The organism is Thermostichus sp. OS-CIW-29 (genome assembly GCF_054058195.1).
In genome coordinates, this window is sequence record NZ_JBSSAB010000002.1 from 89,972 (window position 1) to 112,218 (window position 22,247).

The 22,247-nt window shown below is 59.0% G+C and carries 16 protein-coding genes and 1 pseudogene; 9 read left to right on the forward strand and 8 right to left on the reverse strand.

Features of this window, described 5'->3' with window-relative positions:
* Positions 1-243: 243 nt before the first annotated feature.
* Positions 244-831, forward strand: a complete 588-nt coding sequence (locus ACVWZJ_RS01335; RefSeq protein ID WP_414329849.1) for a hypothetical protein — start codon at positions 244-246, stop codon at positions 829-831.
* Positions 832-1,052: 221 nt separating this feature from the next.
* On the opposite strand, the gene ACVWZJ_RS01340 is transcribed toward ACVWZJ_RS01335, so the two are convergent.
* Positions 1,053-1,937 carry a hypothetical protein gene (locus ACVWZJ_RS01340; protein WP_457394097.1) on the reverse strand — a complete coding sequence of 295 codons (885 nt, stop codon included), beginning with the start codon at positions 1,935-1,937 and terminating at the stop codon, positions 1,053-1,055.
* Positions 1,938-2,440: 503 nt separating this feature from the next.
* Here ACVWZJ_RS01340 and ACVWZJ_RS01345 point away from each other — a divergent pair.
* Both ACVWZJ_RS01345 and mnmA read left to right on the forward strand, forming a co-directional pair.
* Positions 2,441-3,190 (forward strand): HEAT repeat domain-containing protein, encoded by a 750-nt coding sequence (locus tag ACVWZJ_RS01345; RefSeq protein ID WP_049749566.1) that lies wholly within the window; start codon positions 2,441-2,443, stop codon positions 3,188-3,190.
* Positions 3,191-3,292: 102 nt separating this feature from the next.
* Positions 3,293-4,399 carry a tRNA 2-thiouridine(34) synthase MnmA gene (gene mnmA / locus ACVWZJ_RS01350; RefSeq protein WP_011432819.1) on the forward strand — a complete coding sequence of 369 codons (1,107 nt, stop codon included), beginning with the start codon at positions 3,293-3,295 and terminating at the stop codon, positions 4,397-4,399.
* Between the two features lie 58 nt (positions 4,400-4,457).
* Here the strand turns inward: mnmA and ACVWZJ_RS01355 are convergent, their stop codons facing one another.
* From ACVWZJ_RS01355 to ACVWZJ_RS01370, 4 genes and pseudogenes are all read right to left on the reverse strand, one after another.
* Positions 4,458-5,165, reverse strand: coding sequence for a glycerophosphoryl diester phosphodiesterase membrane domain-containing protein (locus ACVWZJ_RS01355; RefSeq protein ID WP_148202709.1), 708 nt, complete (start codon positions 5,163-5,165; stop codon positions 4,458-4,460).
* Between the two features lie 65 nt (positions 5,166-5,230).
* Positions 5,231-6,583, reverse strand: a complete 1,353-nt coding sequence (locus ACVWZJ_RS01360; protein WP_457394101.1) for an FAD-dependent oxidoreductase — start codon at positions 6,581-6,583, stop codon at positions 5,231-5,233.
* Positions 6,584-6,593: 10 nt separating this feature from the next.
* Positions 6,594-6,777, reverse strand: a pseudogene (locus ACVWZJ_RS01365) (hypothetical protein); the annotation flags it as partial.
* Positions 6,778-6,900: 123 nt separating this feature from the next.
* Entirely contained in the window at positions 6,901-9,147 is a 2,247-nt protein-coding gene (locus ACVWZJ_RS01370; protein ID WP_457394104.1) for a WD40 repeat domain-containing serine/threonine-protein kinase, read from the reverse strand.
* Positions 9,148-9,329: 182 nt separating this feature from the next.
* On the opposite strand from ACVWZJ_RS01370, the gene ACVWZJ_RS01375 reads away from it, so the two are divergent.
* Positions 9,330-10,451 carry an RNA-guided endonuclease InsQ/TnpB family protein gene (locus ACVWZJ_RS01375; RefSeq protein WP_457394107.1) on the forward strand — a complete coding sequence of 374 codons (1,122 nt, stop codon included), beginning with the start codon at positions 9,330-9,332 and terminating at the stop codon, positions 10,449-10,451.
* A gap of 205 nt (positions 10,452-10,656) precedes the next feature.
* Here the strand turns inward: ACVWZJ_RS01375 and uvrA are convergent, their stop codons facing one another.
* Complete coding sequence (uvrA, locus tag ACVWZJ_RS01380; protein ID WP_457394110.1) at positions 10,657-13,560, reverse strand: excinuclease ABC subunit UvrA; 2,904 nt, start codon at positions 13,558-13,560, stop codon at positions 10,657-10,659.
* A gap of 192 nt (positions 13,561-13,752) precedes the next feature.
* On the opposite strand from uvrA, the gene ACVWZJ_RS01385 reads away from it, so the two are divergent.
* From ACVWZJ_RS01385 to ACVWZJ_RS01400, 4 genes are all read left to right on the forward strand, one after another.
* Positions 13,753-16,119 (forward strand): transglutaminase TgpA family protein, encoded by a 2,367-nt coding sequence (locus tag ACVWZJ_RS01385; protein ID WP_457394113.1) that lies wholly within the window; start codon positions 13,753-13,755, stop codon positions 16,117-16,119.
* Positions 16,120-16,366: 247 nt separating this feature from the next.
* On the forward strand, positions 16,367-17,695 hold the full coding sequence (locus ACVWZJ_RS01390; RefSeq protein ID WP_457394116.1) for an alkaline phosphatase: 1,329 nt from the start codon (positions 16,367-16,369) through the stop codon (positions 17,693-17,695).
* 625 nt (positions 17,696-18,320) lie between these two features.
* Entirely contained in the window at positions 18,321-18,746 is a 426-nt protein-coding gene (locus ACVWZJ_RS01395) for a MarR family winged helix-turn-helix transcriptional regulator (protein WP_011432828.1), read from the forward strand.
* An 82-nt stretch (positions 18,747-18,828) separates the two neighbouring features.
* Positions 18,829-20,064, forward strand: a complete 1,236-nt coding sequence (locus ACVWZJ_RS01400; RefSeq protein ID WP_457394118.1) for an RNA-guided endonuclease InsQ/TnpB family protein — start codon at positions 18,829-18,831, stop codon at positions 20,062-20,064.
* Positions 20,065-20,128: 64 nt separating this feature from the next.
* On the opposite strand, the gene ACVWZJ_RS01405 is transcribed toward ACVWZJ_RS01400, so the two are convergent.
* Positions 20,129-21,103, reverse strand: coding sequence for an ABC transporter permease (locus ACVWZJ_RS01405; RefSeq protein ID WP_457394121.1), 975 nt, complete (start codon positions 21,101-21,103; stop codon positions 20,129-20,131).
* 80 nt (positions 21,104-21,183) lie between these two features.
* Positions 21,184-21,459 carry a hypothetical protein gene (locus ACVWZJ_RS01410; RefSeq protein WP_041436392.1) on the reverse strand — a complete coding sequence of 92 codons (276 nt, stop codon included), beginning with the start codon at positions 21,457-21,459 and terminating at the stop codon, positions 21,184-21,186.
* A gap of 246 nt (positions 21,460-21,705) precedes the next feature.
* Between ACVWZJ_RS01410 and ACVWZJ_RS01415 the strand changes: the two genes are divergently transcribed.
* Positions 21,706-22,239 carry a TM2 domain-containing protein gene (locus ACVWZJ_RS01415; protein ID WP_011432832.1) on the forward strand — a complete coding sequence of 178 codons (534 nt, stop codon included), beginning with the start codon at positions 21,706-21,708 and terminating at the stop codon, positions 22,237-22,239.
* Positions 22,240-22,247: the final 8 nt, after the last annotated feature.

A 22,247-nucleotide genomic window follows, 5' to 3' on the forward strand; every position in this document is an offset into this window, starting at 1 on the left:
AGGTTTTCCAAGCCAGCCACGTGGGTTGACGCTTGCTTAATATAACTGGATTCCTTGGCCATAGCATACCCTCACCAGCCGGGATGTTATCTGCTCGGACAGCTCCCTCTTGTTGAGATCTCTCGCTTTATATCAATTCAATGTCGATATTGAGGGTGGGATTGGATTGAGATCTGGATGCCAAGTTAACTTTCGGGCTAGCTTGTAGTCAGAGCTTCAGCAGCAACAGGTTCTGACGCCAACATGATCCAAGACTTTCGAGAGCGGTACCCCATGGGCAGCTTGCTCACCGATCTGTTGCGGGTGGAAGAAGGGATCTACATCGTCAGAGCCCAGGTGGTGGTGAACAACACGGTTTTGGGCAGTGGCATGGCTGGCTCGAACACCGTCGAAGAGGCGGAAGATGCTGCCTTGAAGCGCGCCCTCCACCACGCAGGATTTGGTCGCCCCACTTCCTCTTTGAGTTTGGGCATGGATTCTGCTGCCGCCAGGGTGCCTTATCTGCCAACTCCTGAGTTGGCCAACGGACACGCTCAGTCTTCCCCTGCTTCTCCAGCCCCCGAGTCGATAGGGATCCCTGCAAAGCCAAGTTCCCCAGAGCTGCCCGGTCTAAGTGAGCCGGCGGCCTATGGGGATGACCTATCGGACATCATTGCCCAAACGGATGTGGAGATGCAGCGCATTGGCTGGGGCCGCAAGGAAGGACAAGAGTTTTTGGAACGTCGCTTTCAGAAGAAATCTCGCCACCAACTAAGCGACGCCGAGCTGCGGGAGTTTTTGCGCTACCTAAAACAGCAGCCCTCCCGCCTCAGCAGCGAACCCCGCTTTTGAAGTCTTCTCGGCCTTGCCGCCAAGATCTCGGGATCTGGAGATCTGGCAACTCCTATCTTCCAACTAGGGTTGTTCCGAGCCCGTTCAAGTAGCCTCTGACCCTTGCCCCCGGCCCCTCTGGAAGGGGGAGTTGGGAATCAAGCCAGCCAACTGTTTTACTGCTAGTTGGCTGCTACTTGGAATAAGCCCGTTCTACCGTCGGTGTCTTGCTGCTGCTGAAGCTAGGGCGCACCCACAATCACGCTGGTGTCTTCCATTTGCTTCACGACCGTTTCTCCCCCTTCCGAGAGCACAACCCGTCGCTCTGGCACCGATACTCCGGCCACCTTGGCGGTTTGGTAGTTTTGCCCGGCCTGCACCACAGCGGGAATGACACCTGGGCCAGAAACCAGAGCAAAGGACTCGCCGCCAATCTGTATCATCCCGGAAACCTGTACACTGCGGGCAAAGGCAGCTGGGTCAGGGGTAGGCGTTGGGATCGGGGTAGCCACGGCTACAGGGGCGCCATTGCCGCTGCCAGGAGGGGGCAAAACCGGAGGTGGAGGCAGGGGCGGCAGGACAATCTGCGGTTCAGGAGCACGCACGTTTTGAGGCACAAAGGGATCCACACGGCCAGCCCCACTCAAGGCCCGCTGGGTTTCCTGCTCTCGATCCACTGGCGGGATCAGGCTAGAGGCAGCTTGGGTAGCCTGCAGAAGGGAGGGCACCGGCGGCGGGGGTTGATCGGGGGCGGTCTGGCCAAAGCCGGCAGGCAAGTTCACCGTTTGTTGCCGGGCGAGAGCTTGCATCTGGCTGGCTCCGCGGGCCAAGGTGGCGCTCATATCCTGTTCCCAAGTCCCTGCAGCATTCAGCCGCATGATCACAGGGCTGGTTCCCCCCCGAGACTCCACCCAAATTTCCGCTTCTGTGTCGCTCAATCGCCGCGAGCTGAGGATCCGGGATCCCGGAGGCAAGAGGGGCCGAAGCGCCAGTTCGGCCTCAGGAACAGCCTGTTCGTTGGCCAGAGCCGGGAACCAACGGGGGGCCAAAAACGCAACGCCCCCTGCCAACAGCAGGCCGGCTACAAGAAAGCAGGACAATGGGCAAGCAGGCAGCGATTTCAGCATAGAGACCACCGGGAGAGCATGACTCTAGTCAATAATAAGCTCAACTATACTGAAAATAATGTATAATATGTTCAGTACGGATTACTACCAGTTGATCTTTCTGTTTACTTTCGAGTCTGCCAACATGGTAGCCAAAGCAAAGCAGAAAATTGGTAGTAAGACGACACGGAAACTGCGCTTTGGGTATTCTACTCAAAGCTTTGCGGGATACCGCCATTCTGTTTGGAAACAAACAGAATGCTATCGCTGCATAGTTGAACAGTGATGTTCAGCAGTGTTCAGCGTAAATGTATCAGCCTCGTATCCTCTCCACCAAAATATCCAAAATCTTCGTGATGGGGCCAAGTCAACCTGCTTTTCTCGACAACAGTGCTAGGATTTGTCGATCGAAACAGTGGCACCATGTCCCCAGAGATCCCGACCGGGCCAGACAAAGACGGCCTCTGTCCAAGCGCAGCCTCGTTTGCCATACTGAAGAAAGATTGTAAATATTTGTTAACGCCATGACTGTCTCTGCTTTGGATCCCGCCAACCCCGCCCGTTTACAGGAGATCGCTCAACGCTTGCGCAGCCCGCGTTCTGCAGACCGGATGGTGGCCTTGGCCCAGTTGCGGGATGTGCCGGCAGAGCAGGCGGTGCCGCTGATTTTGCAGGTCATCGACGATGAGAACCTGCAGGTGCGCTCTTTTGCCGTCTTTGCCCTGGGGATCAAGCAAACGGACGCCTGTCTGCCCAAATTGCTGGAAATCCTCACCCAAGACCCGGATTATGGCATTCGCGCCGACGCGGCAGGTGCCCTGGGCTACTTGGAAGATCCGCGGGCTTTTGAAGCTTTAGTGCGTGCTTTCTACGAGGATGTAGAATGGCTGGTGCGCTTCAGTGCCGCGGTGGCCTTGGGGAACTTGAAGGATCCGCGGGCTTACGACGTGCTGCTGCGGGCGTTGGAGGGGCCAGAAGAGCTGCTACAACAGGCGGCCATCGCAGCTTTGGGAGAACTGGGGGATCCGCGGGCCCTGGATCACATCCTGCGGTTTGCCCAATCGGAAGACTGGCTGGTGCGGCAGCGGCTGGCCCAAGCGCTGGGCAATTTGCCTTCCCCCAAGAGCGTTTCTGCTCTCAACTACCTGGCCAGGGATCCCCACGATAGCGTTGCGGCGGCGGCTCTGGATTCGCTGCGGCGCTTGCGGCAAAGGGGCATCTCAGAAACCACCCCTGAGAAGGGATCCGGGCCAGCCAATTCTGAGGAAGGCTAAAGTAAAGATCCCGGCTCAGCTTGTTCCGGGTTCCCCAATCCCCAGAGAGAGGCCTCCTCTGTTTCCGGCTGAGCCTTTCTTTTCCTAGGATCCCTTGTCTCAATGGTTATCAGCCCCCACTCATCGGTTTCACCTGTTGCATCCCCGTCGCGGCCCCGCATTGTGGCGGCCCTTTCTGGGGGTGTGGATAGCTCTACGGTGGCGGCCCTTTTGCAGGAACAGGGCTACGCCGTGGAGGGGGTCACCCTCTGGCTCATGAGGGGGAAGGGGCAGTGCTGTACCGAAGGCTTGGTGGATGCGGCAGCTGTTTGTGAGCAGCTGGGGATCCCGCACCATGTGGTGGATAGCCGCGAGCTGTTCCAGGCCAACATTGTCGATTACCTGGTAGCCGGCTACGCGGAGGGCATTACTCCCCTGCCCTGCTCCCAATGCAACAAGCTGGTGAAATTCGGCCCGTTGCTGGCCTATGCCCGCGAAAAGCTGGGCATCTCGCAGATGGCCACCGGCCACTACGCACGGGTGCGCTTTAACGCCGAGCTAGGACGTTACCAACTCCTGCGGGCGGTAGATCGGCAGAAGGATCAGTCCTATTTTCTCTACGACCTCAGCCAAGAGCACCTAGCCCATAGCCTCTTCCCCTTGGGCGAGTACACCAAGGCCCAAACCCGTCAGTTGGCTGCCCGCTACGGGCTGGTTACAGCCGACAAGCCCGAAAGCCAGGATCTCTGCTTGATTGAAACCTATGGCTCGATGCGGAGCTTTTTGGATCAGTACCTTGGGCAAAGGCCAGGGGAAATCGTCGATACCCAGGGGCGAGTGCTGGGATCCCATGAGGGCATCCACCACTACACGGTGGGCCAGCGCAAGGGGTTGGGGATTGCCTCTTCCCGTCCGCTTTACGTGGTGCGCATCGATGCGGCCATGAACCGCGTTGTCGTGGGGGAACGGGAGGAGGCTACCCAGGCTGAAGCGTGGGTAAGCCAAGTCAACTGGGTCTCTATCCCGGCGCCGACGGGATCCTTGGCTGTTGAGGTTCAGGTGCGCTACCGTACCCCCCCAGTGCCCGCCATGGTGATCCCGGAATCGCCAGAGCGGGTAAAGCTGCAGTTTGCCGAGCCGCAGTTTGGGGTCACTCCTGGCCAAGCCGCCGTCTGGTACCACGGGGATCTCCTGCTGGGGGGAGGGATCCTGGAGCGCCCTTCTCCCTAGGCCAACTGCAACTTCCCTCTCGCCAGGGGGGAAGGATTGGGGGTGAGGGCAAGCCAAACTACGCTGCTTGCGCTTGCAGCTGCTGCAGGGATCGGAACAGGAGCACTGTATAGATATTGAGGATAGGCGCAACTGCCGTGGCGGCAGCATTCCCAACCACAGCCGCACCTAGGGTATCTCCCAGGATCCCCCCAACAGAAAACGAAATCAGGATCGCGATGCCGAAGATCAAACCCACGGCCAGAAATGCCCAAAACACCCCCCACCAACGGCCCCTGACGAGGTTCCAACTGTAGCCCAACCCTTCCGTGGCACCTTTGTCTTCCAGGACAATCGCGTAGAGGGTAAAAGCTAGCCTCACCCCCCAGTAGATTCCGGGAAGCACAAACAACAGCATCCCCAGCGAGACAATCAACACCAGCAGAATGCTGCCGAATACCAGAGGCACTGCCCTAGAGACAGCCCGATCCAGGCTGTTGCCCAGCGGGGGAGTTCGCTGCTTCAAGTGCTGATCCACCAACCAGAAGGCTGCCCCGGCCAGGATGGGCGCACCAATCAGGCCATAGGCCAAGTTGAGGATCCCCCCGGCAAGCGGGATCAGCTCCGCAACGATGGGAATGACAAAGCCAGGAGAAGCCAGGATCAGCAGCGGCCCATAGATAGGGCCTACCAGTTCCAGCGAGCGCTGCAAAAGGGAGAAGGGGTTGAGGGTAACATTCTGCATAACAGAGGGATCCTCGTGGGCGACCAAGTTCACCCCCTTCATACCACGGGATCCCGGCTTTGGTTCTGGGAGCAGGCTTAAGAAAGTCTGTATTGCTTTGTACAGATCTAGGCGGATTTTTGGAGGATCCACGCCGCTGCCTGTTCGCCGCTGCGCAGGGATCCCTCGATGCTGCTCTGGTGAGTGTACTCTCCAGCCCAGAGAAGGCCTGGCAGGCCGCTATGGGTGGGAACCAAATGCTGCTGAAAGCCGGGGGGTTGTACAAACTGGGCAAAAGGGATCCGGTACACCCGCAGCAGGCGCAGTTGCTCCAAGGGGGCTTTATCGCTACGCGACGCTGCCGCGACGGGGAAGTAAGTTTGCAGCTCGGCCTGGCAGGCTTGGGCCAGTTCCTCGTCCCTCAAGGGGGGATCCCCTAGCACCACCACAGAGTACAGGTGTTGGCCAGGAGGAGCCAGCGCCGGGCTGATGCGGGTAAGTTGGACCCAATGGTTGATCCAGCCCTGGCCGGTGGCGTTGAGGTACAAGTAGGCGCCGCGGCTGAGGGAAAAGGGGGCGCAGAAGTAGAGACAGGTCACCGCTCGCCCCTGGGTGGGAATGGGGGTGGGGGCTTGAGGGCACAGCTCCGCCTGCCAGGCCCGTGCCTGAGGGGCATCAGTAGCACAAACTACCCACTCGGCAGGGATCTCTTCACCCTTGGCGGTGCGGATCCCGCGCACTTTCCCGTCTTCTGCCAGGATGCGCTCCACCGGGGTTTGGTAGCGAATCTGTTCGGGGGACAGGTGACCGGCCAGTTGTCGGGCCAGTTCTCCCATGCCCAAGGCCGGGGTGACAATGGATCCCTCGGCCATCATCTTGAAATAAAAGGCAAAGAGGCGGGCGCTACTGCCCAGATCCGGATCTAGAAGGATCCCGCGGAAAAAGGGGTAGAAAAAGTGCTGGCAGATCTGTTGGGAAAAGCCGTACTGCTCCAGAAACTCCCGCAGCGAGCAATCGGATCCCCCTAGCCCTTCTTGAAAAACCTGCTCCGGGCTGCGGCGCGCCAGCTCGGATCGCAATTGCAGCACCTTGAGCTTGTCCCCAAAGCTGGCCAAGGGGTTGAGCAAAGAGGGGAGAAGGCTGGACAGATCCCGTAGGGGATCCCCCAACAGCCAGCAGCGACCGGGTTGAGCCAAAATAGCGCCGGGCCGGTAGGGACGGGGATCGAGCTTGCCTAGATCCAAATGCTGTCGCACTTTGGGATAGGCGGTGAACAGCACCTGAAAACCGCGATCCAGGCGAAAGCCATCCACCTTGTCGGTACGCACCCGCCCCCCAGGGCCGTCGCTTTTTTCCAGAACCAGGACATCCCTCCACCCCGCCTGGCTCAGCACTTTGGCGCAAGCCAAGCCGGCCAGCCCCGCCCCAATGATGACAACTTTGCCCATGCTGATACATTTACGCTGAACACTGCTGAACATCACTGTTCAACTATGCAGCGATAGCATTCTGTTTGTTTCCAACCAGAATGGCGGTATCCCGCAAAGCTTTGAGTAGAATACCCAAAGCGCAGTTTCCGTGTCGTCTTACTACCAATTTTCTGCTTTGCTTTGGCTACCATGTTGGCAGACTCGAAAGTAAACAGAAAGATCAACTGGTAGTAATCCGTACTGAACATATTATACATTATTTTCAGTATAGTTGAGCTTATTATTGACTAGAGTCATGCTCTGCCGGGATCCCTTCTTCGTCGAGTATTTTATCTGCTTGGATCCCACTAGTATCTGCTTGGATCCCACTAGGGCTGAGCTGGGTCGGCTGGCCCCCAAATGCGAATTGAGCCATCGGCGCCACCACTGAGAAGGGTCTGCCCATATCGCTGCGCGACGCTTCCGCGACCGGGGCCAAACAGCAAGACGCTCACCATCCAAGTCTGGCCGCCCAGGGTGCGCAACTGTTCTCCGCTGCGCAGATCCCAGAGCTTAATCTGGTGAGCGCGGTAATCGGTGCCGCTGGCGAGCAAGCGGCCATCAGGGCTGAGGGCAAGGGCGGCCAAGCCGGACAAAGTCTGGGGCAAGGTGCGCTCCAAGGATCCCGTGCCCAAGTTCCAGACCAAGATGCCACCGGTACTGCCAGCGAGCAAATAGCGGCCATCTGGACTCAGAAGCACCTGCTCGATGGGGTAGTCGGCCTTTAGGGTTTCCAGCAAGGCCCCGCTGCCAGGATCCCAAAGGTGAACGGTGGGATCTCCATTGGCGGCCACCAAGATCCAAGGGGGGATCCCTTCAGACTGGCGGGAAGTATCCATACGGGTGGGTCTTGGGCCAAAGGCCACTGCTGTAATGCCAGCCCTCTGAGGGGTCTCCTGGGCGGCAGCAGTGGGAGGCGCCAGGGTGCGGATCAACTGGCCGTTGTCGGCCTGCCAAAGGCGGATGGTGCGGTCGGCGCTGCCACTGGCAATCCAACGACCATCGGGGCTAATGGCGACACTGTTGATCAACCCGGTGTGCCCTTGCAACTGCAGCCGCGCCAGCACATCCCCAGGCGAGAGAGCCGGATCCCCCAGGGTCGCCAGATCCCAGACCCGTACCGTCTTGTCTGCCCCCCCACTCACCAAAAAGGTACCATCTGGGCTGATGGCCAGTGCCTCAACGGATCCCTCGTGGCCTGCCCAGCTCTGGAGCAGTTGGCCAGCCTGGGGATCCCAAAGCCGGATCACGCCGTCGTCTCCCCCGGCAGCAAGGAGATTTCCATCCGGGCTGATGGCCAGAGCAGTGACGGCGACAGGGCCTTCCAGCGTAGCCTTGAGCTGCAAAGACTTGGCCCAGTCTGCCGGGTCGTTATCGCTACGCGACGCTTCCGCGACCGTGACAGCGGTGGGGACGGAGGCATGAGAACCGTTCTCGCGAGTAGGACGGAGTCCCAGGCCGTTGCGCTTTGCCGGGCCAGAGGATCCCGTTCTCGTGAGGGGGACAGAATCCTTGGGCTCCCCCCGCAGGCCAAGGTTCGCCCTCATCTGCCATACCCCTGCCACCGTCAACGCCAGCAAAGCCGCCAAGCTGCCTCCTGCCCAAACCGGTGGGATCCGGGGACGCGCCCGCAGCGATACCGGAGAACGCGGTGGGGTGGTTGGCTCCTGTAAGGGCTCGGCGGCGACAGGGCTGGGCTGGGACAGGAGTTCGGCGGCAGGGGGGCTCTCGGCGGGGGGCAAAGCCTGCAAAGCGGCCAGAGCTGCTGTTGCTGAAGGAAAGCACTGTTGTGGGTTGCAGCTCACCAAACGATCCAGAAAAGCAGCAAAAGGAGCGCTAGTAGAGGCCAGATCGTGCCAGCGCAACTCCCCCGTCAACGGGTCGCGAAACAGCTTCTGGGGCGGGATCCCGCAGAGGGCCTGCAGGGCAATCAGCCCAAGAGCATAGAGGTCGCTGCAATGCCTGGGGCCATAGGGGTTCCCGAAGCCAGAGCCGGAAAAAGCCAGACCCTGTTCCTCACCCCCCCACTTCAACAACACCCATCGGCCATCCGCCTGACGGTAGATCAAGCGAGAGGGCTGCAGGTTGCAGCAGCTCACCCCTTCCCGGTTTAGGAAGGCCAAGGTTTGTAGCACATCTTGCAACAAGGCCCGTACCTCAGCCTCCGTCCAGTCGCGTTCGCAATAGCGGTGCATGGCACTTTGGTGGGAAGGAGTCGTTGGCTGGCCCTTCTCGGTTGTGTCGCCCAGCAATAGAGTCTGTTCCAGGGTGGGCCCTTCAACCCATTCTTCCACCCAATAAAACTCCCCCTCTTGCTCAAAGCAGGCCAACAGGCGGGGGATACCCTCGTGGGATCCCAGGTGCTCCCGCAGCGCCACTTCTTGCTGAAAGAGATGCCGTAGCGAGGCGGAGTCCTCACTGTGTTCGCGGTGCGGAGCATTTTGGCCGGCCTGCCAGCGTTTGAGCACCACCCGAAGCCGCTCAGGATGATGGCTATCCTGTGCCAAGTAGGTTTGTCCGCTGGATCCCAGTGCTTCCAAGATCTGATAGCGGCCACCCAGGGTCTGCCCTACCATGGGGAGAGTGCGAACCTTTTCCTTCCGACCCATCATGCCATAGCGACGTGAGACTCAGGCTAACCGTTCACCAAATTTTCGGGCTGGAGGCCCGCACCATAGCCGCAGGCTTGGTGTCGGGAGGAAAGCCCTCCTCTATATAGGTTTGCCGGCCAAAAGTCTGGATAAACTACAATAAGCCCATGAGCCAGACTATCTCTGTACGTTGCAAGCTGATAGTCCCACAAGAGTTGCGTCAAGAGATTGACCGCACTTTGCAGGGCTTTGCGAATGCTTGCAACCAGATTCTCGACACCGCCAAACAAAAGAACTGCTGGAACACCGCCAAGCTGCACCACTTGGTCTATCGGCCGGTAAGGGCAGCAACGGGGCTGAAAGCCAACCACGTCTGTCAGGCGCTCCGTCGGGTGATTAGCAATGCCAAGGCGGTGAAGCAAGTCCACAAGTTCCGCCCCACCAGTCTGACTTTGGACGCTCGTACTTTTAAGTACCGAGAGTCCGACCAAGCCGTGGGCGTGACCCTGATGAGCGGACGGGTTTGGCTCAAGCTCAAGATCGGTGGTTACCAGATAGCGCTTCTGCGGGGGCAGGAGCCGACAAGCGCAACCCTGTCCAAGACCAAGCAAGGGGACTACTACATCAACATTGCTGTTGAGCTGGATACTCCCCCAACCGGCAAAACTCCAAAGGTAATCGGAGTTGACTTGGGCAGGCGGGATATCGCCACCGCTAGCAACGGACGCTCTTGGAGTGGAGAGCACATCCAGGCCGTCCGTGACCGGTTCAGCCGTGTATGCGCCAAGGTTCAATCCAAACGCACTCGCAGCTCTAGGAGGCTGTTGAGAAGGCTCTCTGGGAGAGAACGGCGCTACCAGACATGGCTGAACCACAACATCAGCAAAACCTTGGTCAGGGATGCCCAGGCTATTGGTGCGGCACTGGCTTTTGAGGACTTGACAGGCATCAGAGATTGCCTGAATCAGAAGTCTCGAAGTAAGGCTGAGCGGCGCAGGACTAACAACTGGGCGTTCTACCAGCTCAGGATGTTTGTAGCCTACAAGGCTGCCATTGCTGGGGTGTCTGTGGTGCTGGTGCCGCCTGCCTATACCAGTCAGACCTGCCACAAATGCCTGCACATCCACCCTGAGCGGGGTAAGTCCTACCGCAATGGCAAGTCGTTCAAGTGTGGACACTGCGGGTGGGAAGGGGATGCTGACCATAACGCTGCTCAAGTAATCTCTCTCCTTGGGGCGACTGTAAACTCGCCTGAAATTCCGAAACTTAGCTGTCCTCTGGGCCGCTAGGGATTGGGATAAAGCCCGCACCCTGCGCATAGCGCGGGTGTCGGGTAGTTTACCCTTGCGTTCACGGTGCGGAGCGGCTGGGTGGGATAGAGTCCTCGCCGCATCAGTCCTCCACCGCCATGGCTGAGGTGAGCAGAGCAAAAAGCGAAAGGGGATCCCGACAGCCGCTTTCGGTCAACTTTCTCCCTGGAGCAGGCTGAGTTGCTCAGCGACCTGGGGGATGTTGTTGCAAAACCTGCTTCAAATATCGCCCTGTATGGGATCCGGGGTGCTCAGCCACCTGTTCTGGAGTGCCAACGGCGATGATCTGGCCGCCGCGGTCGCCGCCCTCTGGCCCCAAGTCAATAATCCAATCAGCACAGCGGAGAATGTCCAGGTTATGCTCGATCACCAGCACGGTGTTGCCCGTATCCACCAGCCGTTGCAGGACGTTCAAGAGCTTGTGGACATCGTAAAAAGACAAGCCGGTGGAAGGCTCATCCAGCAGATAGAGGGTTTTGCCGGTGGAGCGGCGGGCCAGTTCTGCGGCCAGCTTGACCCGTTGCGCTTCCCCACCGGAGAGGGTAGGAGCTGGCTGGCCCAGCTTGATGTAATCGAGGCCCACATCGGCCAAGGTCTGCAGGATCTTGGCGGCAGGAGGCAGGGCAGCGAAAAACTCCAGCGCCTCCCCCACCGTCATATCCAGGACTTCGGCGATGTTCTTGCCCTTGTACCTGACCTGCAGGGTTTCGCGGCTGTAACGGCTGCCCCCGCAGACTTCGCAGGTGACGTACACATCGGGCAGGAAGTTCATTTCAATCACGTTCACCCCCTGCCCTTTGCAGGCTTCACAGCGCCCCCCCTTGACATTGAAGGAAAAGTGGCCGGATGGGTAGCCTCTGGCCTTGGCATCCAAGGTTTGGGCAAAGGTTTGGCGGATGGGATCAAACAAACCCGTGTAGGTGGCAGGGTTGGAGCGGGGGGTACGGCCAATGGGAGATTGGTCGATGACGATCACCTTGTCAATGTGTTCGATGCCCTCAAGTGCTCCCATCTCCGTGGGTTGGGGCACCTTGTGTCCAAGATGGTGCTGCAGGGCAGGGTAGAGCAATTCGTTGACCAAGGTGGATTTGCCGGAGCCGGAGACGCCTGTAACACAGACCAACTTGCCCAGAGGGATCTCCACATCGATGTGCTTGAGGTTGTTTTTGTGGGCATTGGTGAGCTTGAGGGCAACCGCTTTCCCAGCCCGCCGCTGCGCAGGGGTAGGGATCCGCAGCCGCCCCGAAAGATAAGCTCCGGTGATGGAGCGCTCGCAGGCCATGATGTCCGCCAGGGATCCCTGGGCCACCACTTCCCCCCCGTGGATGCCGGCCCCAGGGCCGATATCGACGATGTGGTCGGCGGCACGGATGGTTTCTTCGTCGTGTTCCACCACGATCAGGGTGTTGCCCAGATCTCGCAGGCGAAACAGGGTTTGCAACAGGCGCTCGTTGTCCCGCTGGTGGAGGCCAATCGAGGGTTCGTCCAACACGTAGAGCACCCCCGTCAAGCCGGAGCCCATCTGGCTGGCCAGCCGGATCCGCTGCGCCTCGCCCCCGGAGAGGGTCATGGCCGGGCGGGCCAGCGTTAGGTAGTCCAGGCCCACATCCACCAAAAACTGCAGCCGGGTTTTGATCTCCCGCAGCACCAACTCGCCGATCTGCGCTTGGCGGGGGGTAAGGTTTAGCTGCTCCAGGCGGTGCAGGCAGTCGCGGATGGAGATCTCGGTGAGATCGGTAATGCGGTAGCCGCCGATGCGCACGGCCAGAGCTTCCGGCTTGAGACGGGATCCCCCACAGGCGGAACAGGGACGGTAGGTGAGGTAGGCTTCCAGCTTTTGCCGATAGATTTCGGAAGTGGTTTCCTGGTAGTGCCGCTGCAATTGGGGAATCACCCCCTCATAGCGGCGATAGTACCCCCGGCCTCGGTACTGAGATTCTACCTCGGCGATGTAGACCTCCTGGTCGGCGCCGTAGAGGATGATCTGCTGTTGCTGGGGGGTGAGATCACACCAGCGGCTGCTGAGGTCGAAGCCAAAAGCCTTGGCGGCTCCTGCCAACAAAGCCAGATAGTAGGGGTTCTCCCGCTCTGCCCAAGGGGCGATGGCCGCGTACAAGGGGAGCTTCGGATCGGGCACCACCCGCTCGGGGTCGAAGATGGGCTCAAAACCCAGCCCGTGGCAGACAGGACAGGCCCCAATCGGCGAGTTGAAGGAAAACAGGCGCGGCGACAGCTCGCCCATCACCGAACCGTGCTCCGGGCAGGCAAATTGCTCAGAAAAAATCAGCTCCGTTGGCTTGCCGTTCAGGTATTGCCCCGCCGACTCGGCCACCTTTTGCAGCAGATGTTCTCGCTCCTCTTCCCGCGGCAGCAGCTCCACCACCGCAATTCCTCCCGACTGGCGCAGGCAGGTTGCCAGAGAATCGGCCAGTCGCTCCGCTATGTCGGGGCTCTTGACCAGCCGATCCACCACAACCTCAAGGGTGTGGGTTTTGTTTTTGGCTAACTCGATCTCCTCGCTTAGATCCCGCACCTGGCCGTCGATGCGCACGCGCACAAACCCTTGCTGGCGCAAGCTTTGCAACAGGTTGGCATGGGTGCCCTTTTTCCCCTTCACCACCGGCGAGAGCAACTGAAACCGCGTCCGATCCGGCAGGGCCATGATCTGATCCACAATCTGATCCACCGTCTGGGGGGCGATCACCCGGTTGCAATGGGGGCAGTGCGGGATCCCAGCTCGCCCATACAGAAGCCGCAGGTAGTCGTAGATTTCGGTAACGGTGCCAACCGTCGAGCGGGGGTTGTGGCTGGTGGACTTTTGATCGATGGAGATGGCTGGACTCAGCCCTTCGATGCGATCCACATCCGGCTTGTCCAGTTGCCCCAAAAACTGTCGCGCATAGGCACTGAGGGATTCCACATAGCGCCGCTGTCCCTCGGCAAAGATGGTGTCGAAAGCCAAGGAGGACTTGCCCGATCCGGAGACGCCGGTGAACACCACCAGGCGATCCCGCGGGATCCGCAGCTCGACATTCTTGAGGTTGTGCTGCCGCGCCCCCACCACGTGAATTTCGTTTTGGCTGGACATCTCACCACCTTTTCGCGCAGCGTGTCACAGGTATCCCGTCGAGACCGGCGAGTAACAAAATCTTAACGATTCTTAGCTAACGATTCTAATGCCCTTCGCTTTGTCCAGAAGGGGATCCCAGCCGACCAGGGGACGACAAATCGGTAGCAAAAAAGACTTGGCTATGCTGGAAAAGATCGACCCCCAAGGGCCATGACCTGGACACTGCCATCCGTTCAAAAGGTGTTTGTTTACCTGTTGGTGGGGATCGCCTTCACGGCCCTTTGTCTGGGGGATCAGGCTCTGTCGCCACCGGTCATTGCCGTTTGCTTGGCCGCAGGGGCCTGCAGTTGGTTTTGGGAGCCGCCAAGGATTGCTTTTGCCCGCTATGCCCCCCTGTGGATGCCCCTGACGGTGGCGGTGTTGCTTAGCCTGCTGGCTTTGGTTATCTTTGGGATCCTTCCCTTTTCCGATGGGGCCATTGGCTTGGTGCTTTACCTAACGGGGGCCAAGCTGTTTCAGCGGGAACGGGCAGCCGATCACATCCAGTTGGCGGTGCTGTCTCTGCTGCTGATGGCCATTGCCACCCTGTTCAACGAAGACATCAGCTTTGGGCTGCTGTTTTTGCTGTACGTGGGGGTAGGGCTAATCAACCTCACCCTTTACCACCTGCGCCTGCAAGCAGAGCAGCACCCGCAGGCAGCCAGCCAAACCCGTGGCATCAACCTCAACTTTTTGGGCTTTCTCGGATCCCTGGCTTTGCTGGCGGTGATCCTGTCCGTGGCTTTGTTTTTCTTGTTCCCGCGGGTCAGTTTAGGAATTCTGGGTCGCCAGGCCCGCTCGCCGGTGATGACCACCGGCTTTGCCGAGGAAGTCAGCCTGGGAGAATTCGGCACCCTCAAAACCGACAACACCGTTGTCATGCGGGTGGAGTTTCCGGCAGGGGTGCCGCCCCGTGTGGAGTCCCTCTACTGGCGCGGGATCAGCTTCGATCGCTACGATGGACGGGCCTGGTCGCGAACGCTAGACCGCTTCATCCCCATTTTCCCCAACGCAGCAGGGGTATTTGATCTCTCTGCCTCCAGCTTGATCCCCACTGCTCCCGACCTGCTGCTTCTCCCCTTGGAGCAGCTCATCTATCTGGAGCCGCTGGCCACCAACACCGTTTTTGGGGTGGCCCCGCTGGTGGAGATGGAATGGCTGGAGCGGGGCGGAGCAGCGACGGTGCAACAAGCTTGGCAACGGCAAAATCGCCGCCTCATCCTGAGCGAGACCGGAGATGTTGGCCATTCTCTGCCTCGGCAGGTGCCCCATCTTTACCGCGCCCGGAGCCGGATCTCAAGGGAGTTAAGCCCGCGCTTGCGCCGGCTAGGCCACGCGGAGCTGTTCAGTGCTCTCGACCCAGTCCAACAGGCAGCCTATCTGCAGTTGCCAGCAGACCTGGATCCGCGCATTCCCGCCTTGGCTGAAGACGTTACCGCTGGGATCCCCGATGTCTTTGGCAAGGTGACGGCTTTGCAGAACTACCTGCTGGAGAACTACGCCTATACCACCGATCTGCCGGATCCCGGCCCTGAACCGCCTTTGGAAGCGTTTCTGTTCACCCATCGGCGGGGCCACTGCGAATATTTCGCCACAGCCCTGACGATACTGGCCCGCAGCATTGGCATCCCGGCCCGGATGGTGAATGGCTTTTTGGGCGGGCGCTGGGTGGCGCAGGAAAATTATCTGGCAGTACGCAATGCCGACGCCCATTCCTGGACGGAGATCCCCTTTGGCCCCTACGGCTGGGTCATCTTTGACGCTACGCCGGCAGAGGCCAATGTCAGCCAGCGGCAGAGCTGGTGGGATCCCCTTCAAGATTTCTACGACAGCTTGCGCTTTCGCTGGTTCAAGTACGTCATCCAGTACGACCTATCCACCCAGCAGCAGATCTGGCGGCAGATTCAGGAGATGGCCAGCGCTGTAGCCGCCTCTCCGGATCGAGAGGATGTCGGTGCTGGCTTCCGTCGCAGCCTGGTTGCCTTGGGGCAAACGTTGCAGCAGAATGGCCTGCCGGTGTTGGGGGTGGTTTTGATCACCGGATCCATGGCCTATTGGGGTCGCCGCCGCCGCTATCGGGCTTTGCGCTGGCAGGATGGGGGGTGGATTCTGTTGGCCACTGCCGGCAATGGGGTTTTGCTGGGATCCCTGTGGCAGCCTCCGCCCCCCTGGCCCACCTGGATGGTTGGCCTCTTGCTACCGAGTCTGGCCTTTGCTGGGATGCGCTGGATCCCGGCGGCTCTACCCAAGTCGCAGCAGCGCCGCCAGCTTATCTCAAGGCTTTATCTGCAACTGCGGGATCTGGCGACGGCGGTGGGGATCCCAGCCCACCTAGGCCCTGAGGCCTGCCTGGAACACTTGCGCCACTCCGACTTACCACAAGCCCAGGTGGCCATCCAGTTCTTGGAGCGCTACCTGGAGGTGCGCTTCGGTGGGATCCCGTTGGAGGCGGGCGAATTGCAGCGCTGGCAACAGCAATTCAAACGGCTCAGACGAGCATGGCAGCCACTGGCCAAAACCCCCAGAAGAGCCGCCTGACCAGAAGGACGGCTATGCCCTGGAGCAGGTACCCCAAAAGCCCTGCGAGAAACCTTGACAGTTAAGAGATAGTTAAGAGATAGTTAACAACAGTTATGGACCCCGTAAGCTGGCCTGCCAGAATAGCGGGATGGGAGGCGGCGTACTCACTTTGGGCACGTCGCACACTGGTAAGTTGCTCTGCTCTTGCAAACTCGTCCGAAGCTGTGTTACTTTTCTTAACGTTCAGCTTTGAACGAGCAAGAGCGTGCTAGCTACGCGTAGCTATTCTCTGAGGGCAGCGTTGGCTGCGACTGTATGCGTTTTGTCTTCTTCCGTCTTCTCCTCTAGCCTGGCTCAAGCAGCGCCTCAGCCGACCGGAAACGGGGCCATCTTCTTCCACCCGGATGGCACTTCGGCTTCTCACTGGGACATCACACGCATTCTCCACTACGGCCCCGATGGCTTTCTGAACTGGGATCGTCTTCCCGTGATTACCACCTATCGCGGGCACCTTTTCGACCAGCTTGGGGGAACTTCCAACGCCGGAGCGGTGACCCATGCCACAGGAACTCGTGCCCACGCCAAGAGCTTTGGGTTGGATCCGGACGGCAAAGAGTACTCCTCTGCCAACGGCACCCTGAACACGATCATGGAAGAGGCTGTGGCGGCAGGCTTGGGTACGGCTCTGGTGCAAACGGGATCCATCATTGAGCCGGGGACGGCTGCCTTCGTTGCCAAAGCTGCCAAGCGCAGCGACTATGAGGAGATTGCCCTGCAGGTGGTGGAGTCGGGGGTAGACATCATCCTCGGCGCTGGCGAGGAATGGCTGCTGCCGGAGGGCGTCCAGGGGCGCTTTGGCCAAGGGAAGCGCAAGGATGGCCGCAACCTGATTGAGGAGGCCAAGAAAAAGGGGTACGCCGTTGTCTACACCCGCGACGAGCTGCTCAAGCTGCCGGCAGATGTCTCCAAGGTTTTGGGGGTGTTCAACGTCGAGGACACCTTCTACGACAAGCCTGAAGAAGAGTTGCGGAAAGAAAACTTGCCCAACTACATCGCCAGCGCCCCCACCATTGCCGAGATGACCGAATTTGCCCTGGCGCGGATCTCCCGCAATCCTAAGGGCTTCTTCGCCGTCATCGAAGAAGAGGGCACTGATAACATGTGCAACAACCTCAATGCCTCTGGCTGCCTGGAGGCTATGAAGCGGGCCGACGATGCCATCGGGGTGATTCTCAACTTTATCGAGAAGAATCCCAAGACCTTCATGATTCCCACCAGCGACAGCAACGCCGGCGGGATGCAGTTGGTGGATATCGAATCCGCCGAGGAGCCGCTGCCCCCTACTGACCCCGAAGGCAGTGGTGCCCCCATTGACGGAGTTGACGGCACGGGCACAAAGCCGTTTATTTCTGCTCCTGACAAGAATGGCAAGCGCTATCCCTTTGCCGTGGCTTGGGCTACCGGAGATGACGTCGGCAGTGGAGTCATTGCTCGCGCTGCGGGCTTGAACGCCCAAGAGTTGGTGCCGACCACCGGGATCCTGAACACGGACATTTATCGGATTCTCTACTTCGTGCTGATACATTCACGCTGAACTCTCCTGAACATGGTTCAGGAAAGAAGCGATCGCATCCTGCCTATCTCTGAGCAGGAAGGCGGTATCCCGCAAAGCCCTGAGGAATACCCCCCGAGCGCTTTCCCCCTTCACTTCCCGGCAACCGTTGCGGTGGACTCAAGGATCAGGGGGAAACTTGGTCTACTATATCCCTCTCAATGACTTTTGCCAAACCGCCTAAAGCTCAGTAAATTCAGCAAAGTTCAGGGTTTTGGGGGTTAGAGGCATGCTCTTCGGGGAGCGCATCCCCAGCGAGCTGAAGCCCTAGTGTCTGCTGTGGTCACCTGCCTTGGGCGGGTGTTTGCCCCACAAGCTCTGTCCGTCACGGGGGATCCATCCAGTGGATCCCCTTTTTTTATGAGAACCACATAACGGCGAAGGGGCTAGCTCAGCAAAGCAGATAGACGTAGTTCATTTTGCGTTAGAACTGTACTACAGTGGGCTATCATGGAGCCGAGACTGTCCTTTGGGTTTGAGTTTGTTCCACCAACGCGAACTGCGATCTTCAACCATGCCCACTCCCGCTGACTCCTCTCCATCCCCCCTTCTCCAAAGCGACGAGGTTCTCAAGCCTGAGGACTCTGTTCCGCTGAGGGGGACGGTATTGGCGGCCCGTGAGCCTTTTTTGGGGCTGTTGCGGGATCTGGCGCGGGCCTACCAAGCTTTTGAAAATTACGCCGGGGTTCACATTCGGCAAATGGGGCTGACGGCCCCCCAATTCGATGTGTTGGTTACCCTTGGCAATACCCCTGGGATGACCATGAATGTCTTGGCCCAAAAAACGCTGGTGACCAAAGGGACACTGACCGGCATTGTGGATCGCCTGGAACAAAAAGGGCTGGTGCGCCGGGAAGTGCCCCCGGAAAACCGACGCTGCTTTAAGGTCGTGCTGACAGAAGCGGGGGAAAAACTGTTTGAGGAAATTTTCCCGGCCCACGTCGCCTACTTGAAAGAGCGCTTCCAAAAGCTGGATCCCTCGGAGATGGCGCAGATCCAGGCTTGCCTTAAAAAACTGCAGGCTATTTTCTAGCGCTTTCAGCTAGAAATCGCAGGAGCCCCGCACTGTACCCGTAGGGTCAGTGCCGAGAGGAATGCGAGGTTACAATAGAACTATGACCCAAGTCCTGACCGTATCCTGCAAGCTCAAGGCGTCCCAGTCGCAGGCCGCCAAATTGGACGCGACTTTGGAGGCTTTTGGCCAAGCCTTGAACTGGGTCAACCAAAACACACCCGAGAAAGTCGCCAACGCCGTTAAGCTCCAGTCTCTGTGCTACCGCGAAATCCGTGCCCGGTTCGGCTTGTCCAGTAACTTGGCTCAACAGATATGCAGACGGGTAGCGTCTGCTCGCAAGGTGGCACAACAGAAAAACCGCCCCGTCAAAGCGTTCAAGGGTGGCTTCGCTACCTACGACGCTCGTATCTTTTCGTTCCGCGAGAAAGACTGGACGGTGTCGCTGACCACGGTGGAGGGTCGGGAGCGCTTTGGGCTGGCGATTGGCCGCTACCAGAGAGAACGGCTGGCGGGCTCCAATCCCAAATCGGCCACTCTGGTCAAGCGTAAAGACGGCTCCTACTCCATTCAAATCTGTGTGGAAACGGAGCCATCCTCACCGCAACGCACGGGTAGAGTGCTGGGGGTGGACTTGGGAAGGACAGATATTGCCCATACGTCAGAGGGTGATAACTGGAATGGACAGCAGTTGAACCGAATCCGAGACCACCACTCCAAGCTGAGAGCGGCGCTCCAACGCAAAGCCAGTAAGGGCACACGCAGTTCGCGGCGCAGATGCAGAGAACTGTTGCAACGGCTGTCTGGCAAGGAGAGACGCTTTCAGTCGCGTCAGCGTTGCGGAGCAAAAACGTGGGTCAATCATCGCATCTCTAAAGCTATTGTCTCTAGGGCAAAAGCTACCAACAGCGCTATCGCCCTGGAAGACCTGACAGGGATCCGTGAAAGAGTCAATCAACAACCCCGCAGCAAAGCCGAGCGGCGCAGGGCCAACAGTTGGGCGTTCTACCAACTACGTCAATTTCTGGAATACAAGGCGAGGGTTGCAGGGGTTTCTCTGATTCTTGTTCCGCCTGCCTACACGTCGCAGACCTGTCACCGGTGCTTGCACATTCATCCCGACCCTGCGCAATCCTATCGCACTGGGAAGCAGTTTAAGTGTGGACACTGTGGATGGGAAGGGGATGCGGATTTGAATGGTGCGAATGTGATTGCGCTTTTGGGGGCTGTCGTAAACCAGCCTAGAGGTTCGGGCCTGTTTTGTTCTCTGGTAGAGCAGAACAGGCTCAGGGCTACTGAAAGCCCGCTCCGTACCGCTTTAGCGGTCGGAGTCGGGTAGTTTACATTCCCCTCTCCGATCCGGCTGATCAGCGACCCCCAAGCCGCAGTGCCGGAAGCAACCTCTAGCCCGGTTCAAACGGCTGCCCCAGAGCTGCCGGCGGAGTGGCCTTCACCGCCTGCTGGATCCAGCGCCGCAGCCGAGGTGGGATCCCGCGCAAGCCGTACTCCCGCCATTCCCCAGAGGTGAGCATCAGCGCCAAAATCATCAACACGAAGGGAGCCACCGTAAAAACTTGGGTGGGCACGGCGCGGATGGTAGTCTGGGCAACCCCAGCGAAGGACTGCAAAATGCCGAACAGGTAGGCCCCCAGAGCTACCCGCAAGGGGTTCCAGCCACCGAAGATGACGATGGCCAAGGCAATCCAGCCATACCCTGCTGTATGTCGGTGGCTCCAGCCGGCCTTGAAATCCAGAGAAAAGGCAGCCCCCGCCAAGCCCAATAGGGATCCCCCCACAAGGGTGTAAACATAGCGCCAGAAAATGACATTGGTGCCGCGGGCAAAAGCCGCCGCCGGCTGTTCTCCCATAGCCCGCAACATCAGGCCAGGCTGAGTGCGATACAAAAAGAACCAAGTTCCCCCGATGAGCGCGTAGCTGGCGTACAGCAACAGATCCCCTTGGAACAGGAGTGGCCCCAGCAGCGGCACCTCTCTCAGGAAGGGGATGGGCAGACTGGGCACCGTTGGCCCTGGGATCCGCACGAACGGATTGCCCAAAAAGGAAGACAAATCCGCCCCCAATAGGGTCAAGACGAAACCAATGGCAATTTGGGATCCCTTCAGGGTCAGCGAGCCAAAGGCCACGATCCCAGCAAACAGCGCTCCCACCGCGGCGGCAGCCAAAAAGCCCAACGCCAGACTTCCCGTCAGCTTGGCCACGGCGAACCCAACCATGGCCGCCAGCATGATCGTCCCCTCTGCGGAGAGGTTGATCACCCCTGCCCGCTCGGTAATGGTTTCCCCCACACAGGCGAAGACCACCGGTGTAGCGGTGGCAATGGCAGTGGAGAGAATAGCAACCAGTTGGGCAGCGGTCATTATGAGCCTGTCGAGAACTCGGGTTGGGTTAACGCATTTGCAGTTGCTGCGGGAATGCGCCTGTCGATCTGGTCATCGCCTCACCCCAACACCCAGAGCATGAAAGCCACCCCTAGGGTGACGGCACCAAACAGAGCATAGCTGATCCGGCGCAGCGGCCTCAGTTGCAGGGCATGCAGATCCTTAAGCCAGCCCAGCCCCAAGGATTCGACAAAGCGATCCAGCACCGCCTGCATAGGGTAGGCGTAAACCGATCCTTGCTCCTTAAAGTTCACCAGCACAACCAGCAGTGTAGCGTAGCCCCAGAGGAGGCCCCAGAGCACAGCGCTCAACCCGATTAAAATTGGCTCAAACATCGACTTTCCCTTGCCTTCTATAGGCATGTCCACTGCTTGCGTGAGCGGGAGACGGAGTTCTTTGAGCCTGGGGGACTTGGATCTCATTATTCCGGTTGTTTTCCCGTTGAGGCTGCCCTCCCTCAGACAAGAGCGTAGAAGGGATCCCAGCTTGCTTGCAGAGATCACGCCGGTTCTCTTCTGCCCGTCCAGACCAGAAGATGACAAACTGGAAGTACCCGCTCGGAGTTATCTCGTCAAATCCCCATGAGTTCTCGCTACCTGCTGCCCCCCGCTGAACCCAAGTCTGTCGGTACTGCCTATATCCTCTGGGCGTTGGGCATCTTCGGGATCTGTGGCGTCCATCGCTTCTACCTGGGCAAGACTGGAACAGGCATCCTCTGGCTGTTCACCTTTGGCCTGCTGGGCTTTGGCCAGTTAATTGACCTGTTTTTGATCCCAGGCATGGTGGAGAACTACAACTTCAAGCTGGCCGTCCTGCAGGGATCCCGACCCTCCCCATCCCCAGCTTCCTCAAAAAACACCTCAGCACCTCCTCAGCCCCTCAAAGGTCAAGCTCTGATGCGGGAGATCCTGCGGCTAGCCCAACAGCGGCAAGGGATCCTCACCCTTGCGGAGATAGCTATCGACTTACCTGCCGACTTTGACGAAATTGAAAAGGCGCTGCAAGAGCTGAGCCGGCGGAGCATGGCTTTCCCCGAAAACAACCCGGTCACTGGAGCGGTAGAATACCACTTCCCTCACCTGCTGCACCGCTCCCCCAACCAACGTTCGCTCTAGATGCCCTC

Bases quoted from the DNA above. Each gene is read 5' to 3' on its own strand.
- ACVWZJ_RS01335 (WP_414329849.1), top strand. From the start codon at position 244: ATGATCCAAGACTTTCGAGAGCGGTACCCCATGGGCAGCTTGCTCACC.
- ACVWZJ_RS01340 (WP_457394097.1), bottom strand. From the start codon at position 1,937: ATGCTGAAATCGCTGCCTGCTTGCCCATTGTCCTGCTTTCTTGTAGCC.
- ACVWZJ_RS01345 (WP_049749566.1), top strand. From the start codon at position 2,441: ATGACTGTCTCTGCTTTGGATCCCGCCAACCCCGCCCGTTTACAGGAG.
- mnmA (WP_011432819.1), top strand. From the start codon at position 3,293: ATGGTTATCAGCCCCCACTCATCGGTTTCACCTGTTGCATCCCCGTCG.
- ACVWZJ_RS01355 (WP_148202709.1), bottom strand. From the start codon at position 5,165: ATGAAGGGGGTGAACTTGGTCGCCCACGAGGATCCCTCTGTTATGCAG.
- ACVWZJ_RS01360 (WP_457394101.1), bottom strand. From the start codon at position 6,583: ATGTTCAGCAGTGTTCAGCGTAAATGTATCAGCATGGGCAAAGTTGTC.
- ACVWZJ_RS01370 (WP_457394104.1), bottom strand. From the start codon at position 9,147: ATGGTAGGGCAGACCCTGGGTGGCCGCTATCAGATCTTGGAAGCACTG.
- ACVWZJ_RS01375 (WP_457394107.1), top strand. From the start codon at position 9,330: ATGAGCCAGACTATCTCTGTACGTTGCAAGCTGATAGTCCCACAAGAG.
- uvrA (WP_457394110.1), bottom strand. From the start codon at position 13,560: ATGTCCAGCCAAAACGAAATTCACGTGGTGGGGGCGCGGCAGCACAAC.
- ACVWZJ_RS01385 (WP_457394113.1), top strand. From the start codon at position 13,753: ATGACCTGGACACTGCCATCCGTTCAAAAGGTGTTTGTTTACCTGTTG.
- ACVWZJ_RS01400 (WP_457394118.1), top strand. From the start codon at position 18,829: ATGACCCAAGTCCTGACCGTATCCTGCAAGCTCAAGGCGTCCCAGTCG.
- ACVWZJ_RS01405 (WP_457394121.1), bottom strand. From the start codon at position 21,103: ATGACCGCTGCCCAACTGGTTGCTATTCTCTCCACTGCCATTGCCACC.
- ACVWZJ_RS01410 (WP_041436392.1), bottom strand. From the start codon at position 21,459: ATGTTTGAGCCAATTTTAATCGGGTTGAGCGCTGTGCTCTGGGGCCTC.
- ACVWZJ_RS01415 (WP_011432832.1), top strand. From the start codon at position 21,706: ATGAGTTCTCGCTACCTGCTGCCCCCCGCTGAACCCAAGTCTGTCGGT.